Origin of the sequence: Pseudomonas sp. Ps21-P2 (genome assembly GCF_039672565.1) — a bacterium.
Taxonomy (GTDB): Bacteria; Pseudomonadota; Gammaproteobacteria; order Pseudomonadales; family Pseudomonadaceae; genus Aquipseudomonas.
Genome location: NZ_JBDFPL010000010.1, coordinates 52,151 through 68,362, shown reverse-complemented (window position 1 = coordinate 68,362; position 16,212 = coordinate 52,151). Strand labels below are relative to the sequence as shown.

At 62.3% G+C, this 16,212-nt stretch carries 19 protein-coding genes; 7 read left to right on the top strand and 12 right to left on the bottom strand.

Annotated elements, in window-relative coordinates; genetic code table 11:
- Positions 1–287: 287 nt before the first annotated feature.
- Positions 288–2,171 (top strand): TonB-dependent receptor, encoded by a 1,884-nt coding sequence (locus ABEH28_RS23290; RefSeq protein WP_346631176.1) that lies wholly within the window; start codon positions 288–290, stop codon positions 2,169–2,171.
- Between the two features lie 17 nt (positions 2,172–2,188).
- On the opposite strand, the gene ABEH28_RS23285 is transcribed toward ABEH28_RS23290, so the two are convergent.
- The 11 genes from ABEH28_RS23285 to nrdR all read right to left on the bottom strand — a co-directional run bounded on the left by ABEH28_RS23285 (position 2,189) and on the right by nrdR (position 10,623).
- Complete coding sequence (locus ABEH28_RS23285) at positions 2,189–2,986, bottom strand: cobalamin-binding protein (RefSeq protein WP_346631175.1); 798 nt, start codon at positions 2,984–2,986, stop codon at positions 2,189–2,191.
- Between the two features lie 46 nt (positions 2,987–3,032).
- On the bottom strand, positions 3,033–3,650 hold the full coding sequence (ribA, locus tag ABEH28_RS23280) for a GTP cyclohydrolase II (RefSeq protein ID WP_346631174.1): 618 nt from the start codon (positions 3,648–3,650) through the stop codon (positions 3,033–3,035).
- A gap of 106 nt (positions 3,651–3,756) precedes the next feature.
- Entirely contained in the window at positions 3,757–4,503 is a 747-nt protein-coding gene (locus ABEH28_RS23275; RefSeq protein WP_346627626.1) for a transporter substrate-binding domain-containing protein, read from the bottom strand.
- 56 nt (positions 4,504–4,559) lie between these two features.
- Positions 4,560–5,069, bottom strand: coding sequence for a phosphatidylglycerophosphatase A (locus ABEH28_RS23270; RefSeq protein ID WP_346627625.1), 510 nt, complete (start codon positions 5,067–5,069; stop codon positions 4,560–4,562).
- Complete coding sequence (gene thiL / locus ABEH28_RS23265) at positions 5,066–6,031, bottom strand: thiamine-phosphate kinase (RefSeq protein ID WP_346631173.1); 966 nt, start codon at positions 6,029–6,031, stop codon at positions 5,066–5,068. The genes ABEH28_RS23270 and thiL overlap by 4 nt, the downstream gene beginning before the upstream one ends.
- Positions 6,032–6,068: 37 nt before the next feature.
- Positions 6,069–6,569, bottom strand: a complete 501-nt coding sequence (gene nusB, locus ABEH28_RS23260; RefSeq protein WP_282370125.1) for a transcription antitermination factor NusB — start codon at positions 6,567–6,569, stop codon at positions 6,069–6,071.
- Positions 6,566–7,042, bottom strand: a complete 477-nt coding sequence (ribE, locus tag ABEH28_RS23255; RefSeq protein WP_037017809.1) for a 6,7-dimethyl-8-ribityllumazine synthase — start codon at positions 7,040–7,042, stop codon at positions 6,566–6,568. The genes nusB and ribE overlap by 4 nt, the downstream gene beginning before the upstream one ends.
- A gap of 147 nt (positions 7,043–7,189) precedes the next feature.
- Positions 7,190–8,281, bottom strand: a complete 1,092-nt coding sequence (gene ribBA / locus ABEH28_RS23250) for a bifunctional 3,4-dihydroxy-2-butanone-4-phosphate synthase/GTP cyclohydrolase II (protein WP_192173801.1) — start codon at positions 8,279–8,281, stop codon at positions 7,190–7,192.
- 17 nt (positions 8,282–8,298) lie between these two features.
- On the bottom strand, positions 8,299–8,970 hold the full coding sequence (locus ABEH28_RS23245) for a riboflavin synthase (protein WP_192173802.1): 672 nt from the start codon (positions 8,968–8,970) through the stop codon (positions 8,299–8,301).
- Positions 8,971–9,016: 46 nt separating this feature from the next.
- Entirely contained in the window at positions 9,017–10,156 is a 1,140-nt protein-coding gene (gene ribD, locus ABEH28_RS23240; protein WP_346631172.1) for a bifunctional diaminohydroxyphosphoribosylaminopyrimidine deaminase/5-amino-6-(5-phosphoribosylamino)uracil reductase RibD, read from the bottom strand.
- 2 nt (positions 10,157–10,158) lie between these two features.
- Positions 10,159–10,623: a transcriptional regulator NrdR gene (nrdR, locus tag ABEH28_RS23235; RefSeq protein WP_065988433.1), complete on the bottom strand. Its 465-nt coding sequence runs from the start codon at positions 10,621–10,623 to the stop codon at positions 10,159–10,161.
- 174 nt (positions 10,624–10,797) lie between these two features.
- On the opposite strand from nrdR, the gene ABEH28_RS23230 reads away from it, so the two are divergent.
- The 3 genes from ABEH28_RS23230 to trxA all read left to right on the top strand — a co-directional run bounded on the left by ABEH28_RS23230 (position 10,798) and on the right by trxA (position 12,879).
- On the top strand, positions 10,798–11,250 hold the full coding sequence (locus ABEH28_RS23230; protein ID WP_346631171.1) for a hypothetical protein: 453 nt from the start codon (positions 10,798–10,800) through the stop codon (positions 11,248–11,250).
- Positions 11,247–11,903, top strand: coding sequence for a 50S ribosomal protein L11 methyltransferase (locus ABEH28_RS23225; protein ID WP_346627622.1), 657 nt, complete (start codon positions 11,247–11,249; stop codon positions 11,901–11,903). The genes ABEH28_RS23230 and ABEH28_RS23225 overlap by 4 nt, the downstream gene beginning before the upstream one ends.
- Positions 11,904–12,006: 103 nt before the next feature.
- On the top strand, positions 12,007–12,879 hold the full coding sequence (gene trxA / locus ABEH28_RS23220) for a thioredoxin (RefSeq protein ID WP_346631170.1): 873 nt from the start codon (positions 12,007–12,009) through the stop codon (positions 12,877–12,879).
- A gap of 184 nt (positions 12,880–13,063) precedes the next feature.
- Here trxA and ABEH28_RS23215 read toward each other — a convergent pair whose 3' ends face one another.
- Positions 13,064–13,417 (bottom strand): hypothetical protein, encoded by a 354-nt coding sequence (locus tag ABEH28_RS23215; RefSeq protein ID WP_346631169.1) that lies wholly within the window; start codon positions 13,415–13,417, stop codon positions 13,064–13,066.
- 173 nt (positions 13,418–13,590) lie between these two features.
- Between ABEH28_RS23215 and ABEH28_RS23210 the strand changes: the two genes are divergently transcribed.
- From ABEH28_RS23210 to ABEH28_RS23200, 3 genes are all read left to right on the top strand, one after another.
- Positions 13,591–14,169 carry a DUF2796 domain-containing protein gene (locus tag ABEH28_RS23210; protein ID WP_282370143.1) on the top strand — a complete coding sequence of 193 codons (579 nt, stop codon included), beginning with the start codon at positions 13,591–13,593 and terminating at the stop codon, positions 14,167–14,169.
- Between the two features lie 63 nt (positions 14,170–14,232).
- Positions 14,233–14,943: an ABC transporter ATP-binding protein gene (locus ABEH28_RS23205; RefSeq protein ID WP_346631168.1), complete on the top strand. Its 711-nt coding sequence runs from the start codon at positions 14,233–14,235 to the stop codon at positions 14,941–14,943.
- A 1-nt stretch (position 14,944) separates the two neighbouring features.
- On the top strand, positions 14,945–16,210 hold the full coding sequence (locus tag ABEH28_RS23200) for an ABC transporter permease (RefSeq protein WP_346631167.1): 1,266 nt from the start codon (positions 14,945–14,947) through the stop codon (positions 16,208–16,210).
- The last annotated feature ends 2 nt before the right edge of the window (positions 16,211–16,212 follow it).

The following is a 16,212-nucleotide window of genomic DNA, read 5'->3' as shown; positions in this document are numbered from 1 at the left end:
CGACACATCTTCATCGCCTGACACTCAGCATTCGCGAGCAAGCTCGCTCCCACAGTTAATTTTTCAGCAGGTCCATCTCTGGCATTGTCCGGGCGATGGGAGGCGTGAGACTGTCCTGCTGTGGTTGTACACCGCAATCAGCTGACGAACGCGAACCCTGTGGGAGTGAGCTTGCTCACGAAGACGTCTGCCCATTTAACGTATCTTCATCGCCTGTAACCCGGCATTCGCGAGCAAGCTCGCTCCCACTGGGGCCAGGGGTGTCAGACAGCATACTTGTATAGAACATGACGATTTCCCGCCTTGCCCTCGCCTTCTCCCTCATCCCCGCCACGCAGGCCTTCGGCGATCAGCCTGATCGCGAAAGCGCCCTGAAGCTGGACAACGTGGTGATCAGCGCCAATCGCCAGGTCGAGCAGCGTGATGCCAGCACTGCGGCGAGCACCGTATTCACCCGTGCCGACATCGAGCGGCTGCAACCGAGTAGCGTCACTGACCTGTTGAGTCGCGTGCCCGGCGTGCAAGTGGCGCCCAGCGGCGGCCGGGGCAGTTTGCCGGGGATTTTCATTCGCGGGACCAAAGCTGCGCAGAGCCTGGTGTTGGTCGATGGGCAGCGCATTGCCAATGCCACGTCGGCGGACAGTAACTTGCAATACCTCGACGTCGAGCAGATCGAGCGCGTGGAAGTGCTGCGCGGTTCTCGCTCGGTCATCTACGGCGCTGACGCCATTGGCGGCGTGATCCAGATCTTCACTCGACGGGGCGCCGGGCAAGGCCTCCAGGCCCGCCTGCATACGGGTTTTGGCAATCGCGGCACGCAGCAGCAGAGCCTCGGCGTGTCGGGCGGTGATCAGCAAACGCATTTCAACCTCAGCACCAGCCTGGATGAAACGGCAGGCATCGACCGCACCGGCCCGTCCTTCGCCAGCGATGACGATCACGACGCCTACCGCAATAAATCCCTGAGCCTGAACCTCAGCCAATGGCTCAGCGACGACGTGGAGGTCGGCTTCAACGCTCTGGATAACCGGGGCAAGACCGAGTTCGACAACCCGTTCGGTTTGTTCGACCCGGTCACGTTCAACACCGTGGGTCAGCAGCAATACAGCAAGTTTGACCTGAGCAGCCTCGGCACCTACGTCGACGCCCGCATCAACCAGACCTGGAAAACCCGTCTGGAGCTGGGCCACAGCGAGAATCGCGAAAAGACGCTGGATAAGCTGAGCAACGATCACTACGTGTTCAACACCTACCGCGACTCGTTCAATTGGCAGAACGACCTGACCCTGGACGAGCGCAACAGCCTGATGCTGGGAGCCGACTGGTACGAAGACCGCGTCAACAGCAGCACGCCGTTCGACGAGGACAGCCGCTGGAACCGCGCGGCGTTCATCCAGCATCGTTTCAAAGGCGAGCACTTCTCGACCGAGCTCGGCCTGCGCCATGATCAGAACGAGCAGTTCGGCAGCCAGAACACCTGGAGCGGCACCCTCACCGTTCCGCTCAATGACGCCAACGACGTGCTGCTGTCCTACAGCGAAGGCTTCCGCGCGCCGACGTTCAACGACCTGTATTACCCGGACTTCAGCAACCCGAATCTCAAACCCGAGCACTCCAAAAGCTACGAGCTGCAATGGCGCAGTCGCCTGAGCGAAACCGCCCGCCTTGAGGCCTCGCTGTATCGCACTGATCTGCAGGACGCGATTGCCCTCGACAGCGACTTTCGCCCCCAAAACATCGGCTCGGCACGGATCAAGGGTGTCGAAGCGTCCCTTGAGCAGCAATTGTTCGGCTGGACCGGCAAGCTCGGCGCGTCGGTCATCGACCCCCGTGATCGGGACACCGGCCATACGCTCAACCGCCGCGCCCGCCGAACCCTGAACCTCGATCTTGATCGGCAGTTCGATCGCCTGGGCGTTGGCGCTAGTTGGCAGGCCGTCAGCGATAGCTACAACGACGAGGCCAACACCCAGCACATCGGCGGCTATTCGTTGTTTGGATTGCGCAGCAGCTGGAAAGCCAGCGACGAAGTGAAGCTTGAGTTCAAACTGGATAACGCCCTGGACAAACGCTACAGCCGCACGCTGTACAGTTTTGATGGCAGCAATTACGGCTATCGCGAAGAGGGTCGAACGTGGATGTTTGGCGTGACCTGGACGCCTGAGCTGTAGATTTGCAGCCCGCCTGTTCAGCGTTCCGGCGCTATTACGCTGCACACCTTCGCCACCGCTTCCACCATCTGCCCGCTTGCTCGTTCGAAGCCTTTATCGGGCACGGCAAACAGGCGACCGGCTTTCACGGCCTTCAACTGCGACCAGGTTTTCCATGCCGACAACAATGCAGCGTCGCTGGCGAGAATCACGTCCGGATCTCGCTGCAGCACTGACTCGATACTCACCTGCGGCGCCGGTAGGGTCAGGTCTTCAAACACGTTGCGTGCGCCGCACACGGCCAGTGCATCGCTGATGATCTGGCCGCCGCCTACGGTGTAAAGCGGCTGATCCCACACTTGGTAGAACACCTTCAGCGGGACATCGCGGCGATAACGCTCACGCAATCCGGCCAATCGCTGACGGAAATCCCCCGCTACTTGTCGTCCACGATCGGCGAGGCCAAGGCGTTCGCCCATCTGCTCGATCTGATCAGCCAGTTCTTTCAGCGTGTGGGGCTCGGCGGTGTAGGTGGGAATGTTCAGGCGCTTCAGTTGATCGCGCTGGGCCGCGCTGACACTCCCGGGCCATAGCAGCAAAAGATCGGGCTGCAAACTGAGCAGGCGCTCGATGTCGAGCTGCCCGTAGCGACCCACCGAAGGCAGGCCTGCCACCTTTGTTGGGCGTGGGCCGCCGTCGAGCACGCCGACCAGCAGATCGGCGGCATCCAGTTCGATAACAATCTCAGTCAGAGAGGGTGCAAGGCTAACGACCCGCTGCGCAGCGCCGGCCTGAAAAGCAACCAGCAACAGGAGAAAAGCAACCAAGTGGCGCATCAAGCGCGTCCAGCCTGCGCCAGACGACGGCGCAGACTGCAAAGCATCACGCCGGGTCGACTTCGCTTTGATGCTCGTTGCCCATCATGTGGCCCAGCTTGCCGGCCTTGGTCGCCAGATAGAGCTTGTTGTGCGGATTGTGGCCGGTGTGCAGCGGCACACGCTCGGCGACGTTGATGCCCATGTCGGTCAGCGCTTTGACCTTGCGCGGGTTATTGGTCATCAAGCGCAGGGACTTGATGCCCAGATGCTCAAGCATCGGCAGGCAAATGCCGTAATCGCGCTGGTCAGCGGCGAAGCCCAGGCGCTCGTTGGCTTCAACGGTGTCGGCACCGCCGTCCTGCAATTCATACGCGCGGATCTTGTTCATCAAGCCTATGCCGCGGCCTTCCTGGCGCAGGTACAACAGCACGCCGCGGCCTTCGGCGGCGATGGCGCGCAACGCCGCCTCAAGCTGGGAACCGCAGTCGCAGCGCTGACTGAACAGCGCATCACCGGTCAGGCATTCGGAATGCACACGGCCGAGCACCGGGGCGCCATCTGACACATCGCCGAGGGTCAGCACAACATGCTCGCGACCGTTTTCCTGCTCGAGAAAGCCGTTCATCTTGAAAGTGGCAAAGGGGGTAGGCAGCTTGGAAGCCGCGACAAATACGACGGGCACCGGGTGCTCCTGATCAGTATGAGGGCTGGAAATTCGCAACATTGTAACAGCAGGTTCCGGCAGACGCTTAGGCTGAATTGTCGGCCAATCAGATCAACAAGTTTGATCAGTGGGCAGCGTCATTACCGGATTGACGACCGTCTGTGTCGAACGGATACGCATGCTTCCAGCGTGCAAAGATCGGCCGCAGCTTGCCGCTGTGAACAAGTTCGCCCATCCGTACGTCAAACAGATCCCGCAGCGCGTGCCCTCGCGGGGTATCGGCAAAGCTCAGGTACAACGGAATGGACGTGAGATAGGTCAGCCGATAACGCTGAGGATCGTCGCTTTGGGCGAGGACAAAGTCCATTTCCGGTTTGGCATCGATATACAGATCCGCGCGCCCGTATTCGAGCATCGGCAGAACGTGATCGCGCCGGGCGACCTCGTTGAAGTGCGTCACGTTGGGCAGATAGTGCTGATACTCGTAGCCACGCACCCAGGCCAAACGGTATTTGCCCAGCGTCTGCAGAGAAGGAAGCGGCTTGGAGGCCAGACCCAGCGTGTAAATCTCGTCGGTGTCGTAGTTCCACTTCGAGTAGAGCGTGCCCTCGACCTCATCCTTATAGGCGGCAATCCACGCGTCGGCCTCGCCCCGCTGCACCAGCCCGACCGCGCGGGTGTACGGCTCAATGCGCTGCTCGACCTTGACGCCGGCCGGCTCGAATATCTCCCGCATCAAATCCCAACCCAGCCCCGTGCCGTCGGTTTCGGTGTAACCAATCCAGTGCTCGCTGACCAGCTGGATGTCAGTAGGCTTGTCAGACATCGGCGCAGGGGTAGCCGCATCGGCAGTCGCCCAGACACTTGTCATCAGCAACCACACAGCGAGCAGCCATCCCACCCCTGAACGCCTCATGAGCGTAGCCCCTACATCACGGCCCACAGCCAGACCAGCCCTTGCATTGCCAGCCATGCGAAAACACCGGCGAGGACATCATCCAGCATGATGCCGACGCCGCCGTGCACATGCTTGTCGATCCAGTGAATGGGCCAGGGCTTGAGGATGTCGAAAAAGCGGAACACCAGAAAACCCACCAGCAGCCAGCCCCAGCCTTCGGGTACCAGCCACAAAGTAATCCACATCCCGACCATCTCGTCCCAGACGATGCCTTCATGGTCGTGAACGCGCAGGTCGTCCGCCACCTTGCCGCACAGCCAGAAGCCGAACAGTATCGTCAGGCCGAGCACCAGCCAGTAGCCCCAGTCCGGCAGCATTTGCCACAGCGGGATAAACGGCACGGCAACCATCGAACCCCAGGTGCCGGGCGCTTTGGGCAATGTGCCGGAGCCGAAACCGAAGGCCAGGAAATGCCACGGATTGGTCCAAACGGACGGAGGAACGTTCTCCGCCGGGACCTGATTAGGATGATCTGTCACCGTGTCTCCTGAAAATGTTGATAGCCCCGAGTCAACGGGGTGACGTCCTGCCCAAGTGCGTCGATCAGCGCCACACCGTGGCCTTCGACCACCCGACCCAGAACGAAAACAGGCAACCCTGCAGCCTGAAGTTCAGCCAGCCATGATGGCGGCAACGTGAAGGCCAGTCTGTAGTCATCGCCCCCACTGAGCGCCGCATTCAACGCCGCATCAGGCCCGAAAAAACTCAGCAGCGCGTCAGACATCGGCACTTTTTCGCGCTCAACGAGCAAACGCACGCCCGATGCGGTGGCGATATGTCCGCAGTCGGCGAGCAGTCCGTCAGAGATGTCCAGCGCCGCGCTGGCCTTGCCGCGCAACGCGATGCCCAGCTCGAACTGCGGCTGCGGCGACCAGTAACGCGCCAGCAAGGCCTGAGTGGTAGACGCCTCGGTGCTGCGCTGGTTCAACACCAACGGCAGCGCTCCGGCCCCGTCGCCCAGCGGACCGCCCACGCACAACAAATCGCCGGGCCGTGCACCGCTTCGGGTCAAGGCCTGCCCGGTGGGTACGGTGCCGAATACGGTGACGGTCAGGCTCAACGGCCCGCGCGTGGTGTCGCCGCCGATCAGGTGCAGGCCGCAGCCTTGGGCCATGGTGTTCAATCCACGGGCGAACGCTTCCAGCCAGTCGGCGGAAACCTGCGGCAGGGTCAGAGCAAGGGTGAAAGCGAGAGGACTGGCGCCCATGGCAGCCAAGTCGCTGGCCGACACGCCGAGAGCGCGCTGGCCGAGCAGGAAAGGATCGCAGACGTCGGGGAAATGCACCCCGGCGACCAGCGTGTCAGTGGAGATGGCGAGTTGCTCGCCAGCGGCCACCGACAACAGGGCGCAGTCGTCGCCGATCCCCAAGGCAACGCCTTCGCCGGGCTGCGCGCAGGGCGCAGCGGCAAAGTAATTGCGGATCAGCTCGAACTCGCCCATGGCGGAGACGCTCAGGTTCTGGAGAAACCCAGAAGCCTCAGCGCTTGTGCGCCTTCACTTCGACTTCGCGCAGACGCGGAGCCAGCTTGTCGAGCACGCCGTTGACGAACTTGTGGCCGTCGGTCGAACCGTAGACTTTCGCCAGCTCGATACCTTCGTTGATGACCACGCGGTACGGCACGTCGATGCGCTCCAGCAGCTCCCAGGTCGACAGACGCAGAACCGCCAGCTCAACCGGGTCCAGCTCGTCGATGGTCAGGTCCAGACATGGCGCCAGCGCTGCGTCGATCTTGTCCTGATTGCCCGGAACACCGTGGAGGATGTCGTGGAAGTAAGCGGCATCGACGGAGGTGAAATCGTTGTCGACGCGAAATTGTGCTTCGATTTCGTTCAGCGACTGGCCAGCCATGTGGCGCTGGTAAAGGGCCTGCATCGCCATCTGGCGAGCGGCACGACGCTTTTCGCTTTTCGATGGCTTGCCAGCGTCTGCCGCACGTGGATCACGCGGGTTGAACTGATCGCTTTCGTCGTTAATCACTTGGCCTCCAACTGCGCCAACAGGCTGACCATCTCGATGGCGGACAAGGCAGCTTCAGCGCCTTTGTTGCCGGCCTTGGTGCCGGAACGCTCGATCGCCTGCTCGATGGAATCGACAGTCAGGACGCCGAACGCGACCGGTACGCCGAACTCCATGGACACCTGGGACAGGCCCTTGGTGCATTCGCCAGCGACGTATTCAAAGTGCGGGGTGCCGCCACGAATGACGGCGCCGAGGGCGATGATGGCGGCGAATTCGCTGCGTTGAGCGACCTTCTGCACGACCAGCGGGATTTCGAACGCGCCCGGTGCGCGGATGATGGTGATGTCGCTTTCGCTCACGCCATGGCGAACCAGGGCATCAACGGCACCGCTCACCAGGCTTTCGACGACGAAGCTGTTGAAGCGGCCAACCACCAGGGCATAGCGACCTTGGGGGGCGATGAAGGTACCTTCGATGGTCTTCAGGGTCATTCGGCTGAGTCTCGTGTTCTCGTATTAAAGAGCATGAAAGCGCGCATCGGGCGCGCGCTTTCAGGGATTTTAGGCCACGAATGGGCGACTGCAGGGACCAGAACCACCCACGGCTGAACGCTGTCGGGGCCTGTCACCTGCCGGTCTTTATTCGGAGGGCACGTATTCTACAACTTCCAGATCGAAACCGGATATCGCATTGAACTTCATTGGCGAACTCATCAGGCGCATTTTGCGCACGCCGAGGTCACGAAGGATCTGCGAACCGGCACCGACGGTGCTGTAAGTGGTCGGCGTCTTGATCGGTGTGCCGCCAGCGGTTTCACGCACATGGGCCAGAACCGTGTCGCCATCGAGCGGGTGACCGAGCAGCAGCACGACGCCGCTGCCGGCCTCGGCCACGGTCTTCATGGCAGCGCGCAGGCTCCAGCGGCCGGGCTGCTTGACCATCAGCAGGTCGCGCAGCGGGTCCATGTTATGCACGCGAACCAGTGTGGCTTCTTCCGCGCAGATCTTGCCCAGCGTCAGCGCCAGGTGCACGTCACCTTCGACGGAATCGCGGTAGGTCACCAGATTGAAATGGCCCAGTTCGCTGTCGAGAGGCTGCTCGGCGATCCGCTGAACGGTACGTTCGTGGATCATCCGGTAATGAATCAGGTCGGCAATGGTACCGATCTTGATGTTGTGCTCGGCCGCGAAAGCTTCCAGTTCAGTACGACGGGACATGGTGCCGTCGTCGTTCATGACTTCGCAGATCACGCCGGTCGGCTCGAAACCGGCCATGCGCGCCAAGTCGCATGCCGCTTCGGTATGGCCTGCGCGGGACAGTGTGCCACCGGCTTGGGCCATCAACGGGAAGATGTGGCCCGGGCTGACGATGTCTTCAGCCTTGGCGTCTTTGGCAGCAGCGGCCTGAACGGTGCGCGCGCGGTCGGCGGCGGAAATCCCGGTGGTCACACCCTCGGCGGCTTCAATGGACACGGTGAACTTGGTGCCGAAGCCCGAGCCATTGCGCGGCGCCATCAACGGCAGTTTCAGGGTTTCGCAGCGCTCACGGGTCATCGGCATGCAGATCAGGCCACGGGCGTAACGCGCCATGAAGTTGATGTGCTCGGCCTTGACGCACTCGGAGGCCATGATCAGATCGCCTTCGTTCTCGCGGTCTTCGTCATCCATGAGGATGACCATCTTGCCTTGGCGAATGTCTTCAACCAGTTCTTCGATGCTGTTGAGCGCCACGCGGCACCCCCTTCAATTCAGGATTTGAGGTAGCCGTTGGCGGCCAGAAAGCTTTCGCTGATGTTGCCGCCCTGGGCAGGCGTCGGATCAGCCGCTTTGTCACCGAGCAGCAAACGCTCGAGGTAACGCGCTAGGAGGTCGACTTCCAGGTTGATCTTACGGCCCGGGCGGTAGTCGCCCATGATGGTTTCGGCGAGCGTGTGCGGCACGATGGTCAGCTCGAACTCGGCGCCGTTGACGGCGTTCACGGTCAGGCTGGTGCCGTCGACGGTGATCGAGCCTTTGTGGGAGATGTACTTGGCCAGCTCGCGGGGTGCACGCATGCGGAACTGGATCGCACGGGCGTTTTCCTCGCGGGACAGCACCTCGCCGACGCCGTCGACGTGCCCGCTGACCAGATGGCCGCCCAGGCGCGTGGTCGGGGTCAGGGCTTTTTCCAGATTGACCCGGCTGCCGGTTTTCAGATCGACGAAGGCAGTGACGTTCAGGGTTTCGCGGCTGACGTCGGCCCAGAAGCCGTCGCCTGGCAATTCAACGGCGGTCAGGCAGACGCCGTTGACCGCGATGCTGTCGCCCAGTTTGACGTCGGAAAGGTCGAGCTTGCCGGTCTCTACGTAAACGCGGACGTCGCCGCCTTTCGGAGTGATGGCGCGGATGCTGCCGATGGATTCGATGATGCCGGTAAACATGGGTGCTCCTGGAAAACAGGGCCAGCGCTGAGCGCGAAAGCCGGAATTATACGCCGGGGTGCGACGCGGGTATCGCAATGACTCGCCAGTCATTGCCGACCGCGCGCATTTCGACGATCTTGAGTTCGAGCGCTTCGCTCATCTGCGCCAGCGGCAGGTCCAGCAACGGCCGCGCCGACGAGCCCATGAATTTGCCCGCCACGAAGATCTGGAATTCATCCACCAGGCCCAGCCGGGTAAACGCGCCGGCCAGTTTGGGACCGGCTTCGACCAGCACGTCATTAACGCCCCGGGCCGCCAGTTCAACCAGCAACTTGCGCAGGTCGACATGCCCGCCGCTGCTGGGCAGTGCCAGCAGTTCGTGGCCTTCGTCGTGGTATCGCTCGCGGGCCGATGCAGCTGCGCAGGTCGCCACCAGCGCGCTGCCCGCTTTAAAGAAGGGCGCGTCGAGAGGCACCCGCAAACGCCCGTCGATCAACACGCGCAACGGCGGGCGGGTCGCGGCCAGGGCGCTGAGTTCGGCGTTCAGGCCCAACTCGTCAGGGCGCACGGTGAGCCGCGCGTTGTCGGCGAGCACGGTATCGGCGCCGGTCAGCACCACGCTCGACTGCGCACGCAGGCGCTGTACGGCAGATCGCGCTTCAGGGCCGGTGATCCACTGGCTTTCGCCGCTGGCCATGGCCGTGCGTCCGTCGAGGCTCATCGCCAGCTTGACCCGCACGTACGGCAGGCCGTGTTCCATACGCTTGAGAAACCCTTTGTTAAGCGCCCGCGCTTCGCTTTCGAGCACGCCGCTCTGCACCGCAATGCCCGCGTTCATCAGGCGCAACAGGCCACGGCCGGCGACGTCGGGATTGGGGTCTTGCATGGCGGCGACCACACGCGCCACACCGGCATTGACCAGCGCGTCGGCGCACGGCGGGGTGCGGCCATGATGGCTGCAGGGTTCGAGGGTGACGTAAGCGGTAGCGCCCTTCGCCTTGTCGCCCGCCTGGCGCAGCGCATGCACTTCTGCGTGGGGCTCGCCGGCGCGGACGTGCCAGCCTTCGCCGACAATTGCGCCATCACGCACGATCACGCAGCCAACACGCGGGTTGGGATGCGTCGAGTAGACGCCCTTGCGCGCCAGTTCCAGCGCCCGCGCCATGTAGGCTGCGTCGAGCACGCCTTGCTCTGTCGAGGTCATGCTCACTCTTTAACCGGCTCGCGGGCCAGTCGGTCGATTTCTTCGCGGAATTCGTTGAGGTCCTGAAACCGCCGATAAACAGAAGCAAAGCGGATGTACGCCACTTCGTCGAGCTTCTGCAATTCGCCCATGACCAGCTCACCCACGATCAGCGATTTGACCTCGCGCTCGCCGGTCGCACGCAGTTTGCTTTTGATATGGGCCAGGGCCGCTTCGAGGCGCTCGACGCTGACCGGGCGCTTCTCCAGCGCGCGCTGCATGCCGGCGCGCAGCTTCTCTTCGTCGAAGGGCTGACGGCTGCCATCCTGCTTGATCAGCCGGGGCAGAACCAGTTCAGCGGTTTCGAATGTGGTGAAGCGTTCTTCGCAGGCGACGCATTCGCGGCGGCGGCGAACCTGATCGCCTTCAGCAACGAGGCGCGAGTCAATGACTTTGGTGTCGTTGGCACCGCAAAAGGGACAGTGCATGGTGGCAGGCAACAAAAAAAGGGAGGGCCATGGTAGCGCATCTCGCTGGCAAGACAAGTCCGGGGCTTTAAGGTATATAGACGCGCATTCAGTGCGGTGAAACCCGTCGCACTCAGCGATACTGCGCCATCCCGTGCGTATCTCGCCCGCATTCTGCTTTGTCTGGAGCTGTTCATGACGCTACGTACGCTTGCTGTAATCAGCCTTGTGGGCCTGCTCGCTGCCTGCAGCACGGCCGAAGCGCCAAAACCTGCGGCATCCGCCAAACCTGCGCCCAACGCCATTACGCTGCCGGAAGGGCAAGGTCCGTTGCAGCCGTTCCAGCGCGAATTGAGCGGCCAGTTGCTGGGCGTGCCGGCCGGCGCAGAGGTCGAGCTGGCGCTGCTGGTGATCGACGATCGCAATCGCCCGCAGAAGCTGCTGACCAGCACCAAGTTGATCGGCAACAACCAGTCGCTGCCGTTCCAGCTGCGTTTCAATCCTGAGGCCTTTCCGGTGGGCGCGCGCGTCGAGCTGCGCGGCCGCGCCAGCAAGTCGGGTCAGTTGATTCTGCATCTGCCGTCCGTGCTGATCACCCAGCCCACCACTCAGGCGCTGGGTCAGCTGCAATTCGCTCCCGCGCCGTGACCGCTCCGTTTCACCTGCAAGCCGCATTGGGCGAACTGTTGGGCGATGCGCAACTGGTTGCCGAAGCGCTGCCGGGTACGGACCTGAAGCTGTGGCTGATCGACGCGAACAATATGGATCGCGCGTTCAGCCCCGAGGAAACCCGGCGCATTCTTGAAGACCCGCCCTACTGGAGTTTCTGTTGGGCCAGCGGCCTGGCGCTGGCGCGGTTTCTCGCCGAGCAGCCGCAGTGGGTCGCGGGCAAGCGCGTGCTGGATTTCGGCGCAGGCTCGGGTGTCGCAGGCATTGCGGCGATGAAAGCCGGGGCGCTTGAAGTCGTCGCCTGTGATCTCGATCCGCTGGCGATCGGGGCCTGCCGAGCCAACGCTGAGCTGAACGGCGTGACGCTTCAGTATTCGGGTGACTTCTTCGCCGAAGACGATCGTTTCGACCTGATCCTGGTGGCGGACGTGCTGTACGACCGCGCCAACCTGCCGTTGCTGGATCAGTTTCTCAGTCGTGGCAAACAAGCGTTGGTGGCCGATTCCAGGGTGCGGGACTTTCAGCACCCCTTGTATCAGCGACTGGGAATTCTGGAGGCGCTGACGCTGCCCGATCTGGCCGAGCCGTGGGAGTTTCGCAGGGTGAGCCTTTATCATGCGGTCAGGTCATGACTCGCTTCGCGCGCGCAATTGTGCGGCAGGCATCAACCCCGCTTTCGACAATCCACCCAGCGCTTTATAGTTCGCGCCATCAAGCCTTTTTTCGAGACTAGCGATGAGCCAGGACACGCCGTACATCTTCGATGCGACCACCGCCACTTTCGATCAGATGGTCATCGAGAATTCCTTTCACAAACCCGTGCTGGTGGATTTCTGGGCCGAGTGGTGTGCGCCGTGCAAGGTGCTGATGCCGCTGCTGCAACAGATCGCCGAGAGTTATCAGGGCGAGTTGCTGCTGGCGAAGGTCGACTGCGACGCTGAACAGGACATCGTGGCGCGCTTCGGCATTCGCAGCCTGCCCACCGTGGTGCTGTTCAAGGACGGCCAGCCGGTAGATGGGTTCTCCGGCGCCCAGCCTGAATCGCAAATCCGCGCACTGCTTGAGCCCCACGTGCAAATGCCACCGCCGGCCGCCGCCGACCCGCTGAAAACCGCGCAGGCGATGTTCGCCGAGAGCCATTTCGCCGAAACCGAAGCGGTTCTGCAGACCATCCTCGCCGAGGACAACACCAACGCTGCCGCGCTGATTTTGTATGCGCGCTGCCTGGCCGAACGTGGCGAGCTGACGGAAGCGCGCACGGTGCTGGACGCGGTGAAGAGCGATGAGCACAAAGCCGCGCTGGCCGGGGCGAAGGCGCAATTGACGTTCCTGGGTGAGGCCGCCGCGTTGCCTGACGTCGCCGAGCTGAAGTCGCGCCTGGCGCAGAACCCGCAGGACGACGAAGCCGCGCACCAACTGGCTATCCAGCAATTGTCCCGTCAGCAATACGAAGCCGCGCTGGAAGGACTGCTCAAGCTGTTCATCCGCAACCGCAGCTACAACGAAGGCCAGCCGCACAAGACGCTGCTGCAGGTGTTCGACTTGCTGGGGAATGATCACCCGCTGGTCACGACCTACCGTCGTCGGCTGTTTGCGGCGCTTTACTAGCCTTCCCTGCTGAAGCCGGTCTTTTAATGGACCGAGCCAGTCCCAAGGAATGTACGCGGTCTACTTGCGGGACCGGCTTTAGCCGGGAAGAGGCCCGCATGAGCACCCTCAATTTTGTGGTGTGACGGCTGAAGCATTCCCGGCTAAAGCCGGTCCTACACGGGTCCAAAAACGGTTGTGTGTATCATTCGATCCAGTGATACACCGGCGTGTCGCCCTGGCTTTCCACTTTCACGTTGGCGCTGTGGCGCATCCGCACCATCAGGCGTTTGCCCGCAGCGGTACTGCCGGACAGACCCTCCAACTGACCGAGCAGATCCGGCCCGGTCAGATGGCCCGCTTTGCGCAACAGCTCTTGAGCGATATCCCAGACAGCATCGTTGCGACTGGCCGCAGGCTTGACGGACGTATCAACCGGCGCCGACGTTGCCTGCACCTGCGCGCCTAGCTGAATGCCCAGCCGTGTCCAGTCGGCGTCGTCCATTTCCACAGTCAGATCCACCGGCAGATCGCCGACGGTTCCACGGATTCGCAGCATGGGGTGTGTCCTCTGATAGGGCGGACCGGCATGGTCCCACAGGAATTGTCGACCTGCACGTGATCCCTGACAGCTCACCCTCCCACAAGGCTGATTGAAAAAGTTAAGAAACAGCGCAACGCATTGTTATAAGATCACATAACAAATTTCAGACTCACCCCCGGAGCTTCCCCATGCGTCGTTTGCTACTCGCCCTGCCCTTCGCCTTGCTGCCCCTCGCTGCTGCTCAAGCGTCCGATGAACATGACCACGATCATGAGCACGGCAGTCTCGGCGCGCATGTGCACGGTGTCGCGCGGCTGGATATGGCGCTGGACGGTCGCACCCTGGAACTGGAACTCGACACGCCGGCGATGAACATCGTCGGCTTCGAGCACCCGGCAACCACGGACGCAGACAAGATGACGCTTGCTCTGGCCAAGGAAACCCTGCTCAAACCCCACGCCCTGTTCAGTCTCCCGGAAGCAGCCGGATGCACCGCGACCAAACAGCGGGTGGAAAGCACGCTGTTCGGCGACAAGGATGACGACGATCACGACCACGCCGATGGCGACGCGGCTGAACACGAGCACAGCGAAATTCACGGCCACTATCAGTTCACCTGCAGCGCGCCGAACGTGCTCAACAAGCTCGATCTGACCCAGCTGTTCAAAAGCTTCCCGGCCACCCAGACCATTCAGGTGCAGCTGGTGACACCGAAACGCCAGATGGGCGCTGAAGTGCGTCCGAGCAATCCGGTGGTCAAGTTTTAACCAACGCCACTCCATCAGCGACCGGGCTTCCCGGTCGATCACTTTTCAAACGCACGTGTGGCCATGACTCAAGCGCTCATTGAATTGTCCGAACTCGGCTTCAGCTGGCCGGGGCATCCGCAGCTGCTGGACATTCCGGCGTTTCGCCTCGATGCCGGCGAAACCCTGTTTCTCAAAGGCCCCAGCGGCAGTGGCAAAACCACGCTGCTCGGTCTGCTGGGCGGTGTGCAGCGCCCCAGCCGCGGCAGCGTTCGCCTGCTCGGCCAAGAACTGACACAGCTCTCGGCCGGCGACCGGGACAGGTTTCGTGTCGACCACACCGGCTACATCTTTCAGCAATTCAATTTGCTGCCGTTTTTGTCGGTGCGCGAGAACGTCGAGCTGCCCTGCCGCTTTTCCAAACTACGCACGCAGCGGGCGACCCAACGCCACGGCAGCGTCGACATAGCGGCCGAAACCCTGCTCGCTCACTTGGGTTTGAAAGACCCCGAAATGCTCAGCCGCCGCGCCGATTCGCTGTCCATCGGTCAGCAGCAACGGGTTGCTGCCGCTCGCGCCCTGATCGGCCAGCCGGAGCTGGTGATCGCCGACGAACCGACGTCGGCGCTGGATGCCGACGCCCGGGAAGCATTCATCCAGTTGCTGTTCGCTGAATGCCGGGAGGCCGGCGCCAGCCTGCTGTTCGTCAGCCACGATCAGAGCCTGGCGCCGCTGTTCGACCGCAACCTGTCGCTGGCCGAACTTAATCGCGCCGCCGTCGCTGCAGAGGTTTGAGATGTATATTCTTCGTCTGGCGCTGGCCAGCCTCGCCAACCGCCGCTTCACTGCCTTCCTCACCGCGTTCGCCATCGCCCTTTCCGTCTGCCTGCTGCTGGCGGTCGAACGGGTGCGCACCGAAGCACGCGCCAGTTTTGCCAGCACCATCAGCGGCACGGACCTGATCGTCGGCGCGCGCTCGGGGTCGGTCAACCTGCTGCTGTACTCGGTGTTCCGCATCGGCAACGCCACCAACAACATTCGCTGGGACAGTTTCGAGCACTTCGCCAACAGCAAGCAGGTGAAGTGGGCGATCCCGATTTCCCTCGGCGACAGCCATCGCGGCTATCGCGTGATGGGCACCAACGAATCGTATTTCGAGCATTACCAGTACGGCCGTCAGCAGCACCTGGAGCTGGCCGACGGCCGGCCGTTCGCCACCGACCCGTTCGAAGTAGTGCTCGGTGCGGAAGTGGCGGATGCGCTGCATTACAGACTGGGCGACAAGCTGGTGCTGGCCCACGGCGTCGCGACAGTGAGTCTGGTCAAGCATGACGACAAGCCGTTCACCGTCGTCGGCATTCTCAAACGCACCGGCACGCCGGTGGACCGCACGCTGCACATTAGCCTCGGCGGCATGGAAGCGATTCACATCGACTGGCACAACGGCGTGCCCGCCCAAGGCGCCGGGCGTATCAGTGCCGACCAGGCCCGCAACATGGACCTCACGCCCACCGCCATCACTGCATTCATGCTCGGGCTGAACAGCAAGATCGCCACCTTCGCTGTGCAGCGCGACATCAACGAGTTCCGGGGCGAGCCGATGCTGGCGATTCTGCCGGGGGTGGCGTTGCAGGAGCTGTGGAGCCTGATGGGCACGGCTGAAAAAGCGCTGTTCGTGATCTCGTTGTTTGTGGTGCTGACCGGGTTGATCGGCATGCTGACGGCGATTCTCACCAGCCTCAACGAGCGGCGTCGGGAGATGGCGATTCTGCGCTCGGTGGGCGCACGCCCTTGGCATATCGCCAGTCTGCTGGTGCTGGAAGCGTTTGCCCTGGCGCTGGGAGGATCGGTTTGCGGACTGGCACTGCTTTACATCGGCATTGCCTCCGCGCAGGGTTACGTGCAGGCCAATTACGGTTTGTACCTGCCGCTGTCCCTGCCAAGCACATACGAGTGGACGCTGCTGGCAGGCATTCTCGGCGCTGCCGTGTTGATGGGCACCGTTCCCGCGTGGCGAGCCTATCGCCAGTCGCTGGCGGACGGGCTGTCGATTCGTTTATGAGG

What these genes read in the sequence shown, in the direction of transcription:
- ABEH28_RS23290 (WP_346631176.1), top strand. Translation starts at nt 288, where the DNA reads ATGACGATTTCCCGCCTTGCCCTCGCCTTCTCCCTCATCCCCGCCACG.
- ABEH28_RS23285 (WP_346631175.1), bottom strand. Translation starts at nt 2,986, where the DNA reads ATGCGCCACTTGGTTGCTTTTCTCCTGTTGCTGGTTGCTTTTCAGGCC.
- ABEH28_RS23275 (WP_346627626.1), bottom strand. Translation starts at nt 4,503, where the DNA reads ATGACAAGTGTCTGGGCGACTGCCGATGCGGCTACCCCTGCGCCGATG.
- thiL (WP_346631173.1), bottom strand. Translation starts at nt 6,031, where the DNA reads ATGGGCGAGTTCGAGCTGATCCGCAATTACTTTGCCGCTGCGCCCTGC.
- ribE (WP_037017809.1), bottom strand. Translation starts at nt 7,042, where the DNA reads ATGACCCTGAAGACCATCGAAGGTACCTTCATCGCCCCCCAAGGTCGC.
- ABEH28_RS23245 (WP_192173802.1), bottom strand. Translation starts at nt 8,970, where the DNA reads ATGTTTACCGGCATCATCGAATCCATCGGCAGCATCCGCGCCATCACT.
- ribD (WP_346631172.1), bottom strand. Translation starts at nt 10,156, where the DNA reads ATGACCTCGACAGAGCAAGGCGTGCTCGACGCAGCCTACATGGCGCGG.
- nrdR (WP_065988433.1), bottom strand. Translation starts at nt 10,623, where the DNA reads ATGCACTGTCCCTTTTGCGGTGCCAACGACACCAAAGTCATTGACTCG.
- ABEH28_RS23230 (WP_346631171.1), top strand. Translation starts at nt 10,798, where the DNA reads ATGACGCTACGTACGCTTGCTGTAATCAGCCTTGTGGGCCTGCTCGCT.
- trxA (WP_346631170.1), top strand. Translation starts at nt 12,007, where the DNA reads ATGAGCCAGGACACGCCGTACATCTTCGATGCGACCACCGCCACTTTC.
- ABEH28_RS23215 (WP_346631169.1), bottom strand. Translation starts at nt 13,417, where the DNA reads ATGCTGCGAATCCGTGGAACCGTCGGCGATCTGCCGGTGGATCTGACT.
- ABEH28_RS23210 (WP_282370143.1), top strand. Translation starts at nt 13,591, where the DNA reads ATGCGTCGTTTGCTACTCGCCCTGCCCTTCGCCTTGCTGCCCCTCGCT.
- ABEH28_RS23205 (WP_346631168.1), top strand. Translation starts at nt 14,233, where the DNA reads ATGACTCAAGCGCTCATTGAATTGTCCGAACTCGGCTTCAGCTGGCCG.
- ABEH28_RS23200 (WP_346631167.1), top strand. Translation starts at nt 14,945, where the DNA reads ATGTATATTCTTCGTCTGGCGCTGGCCAGCCTCGCCAACCGCCGCTTC.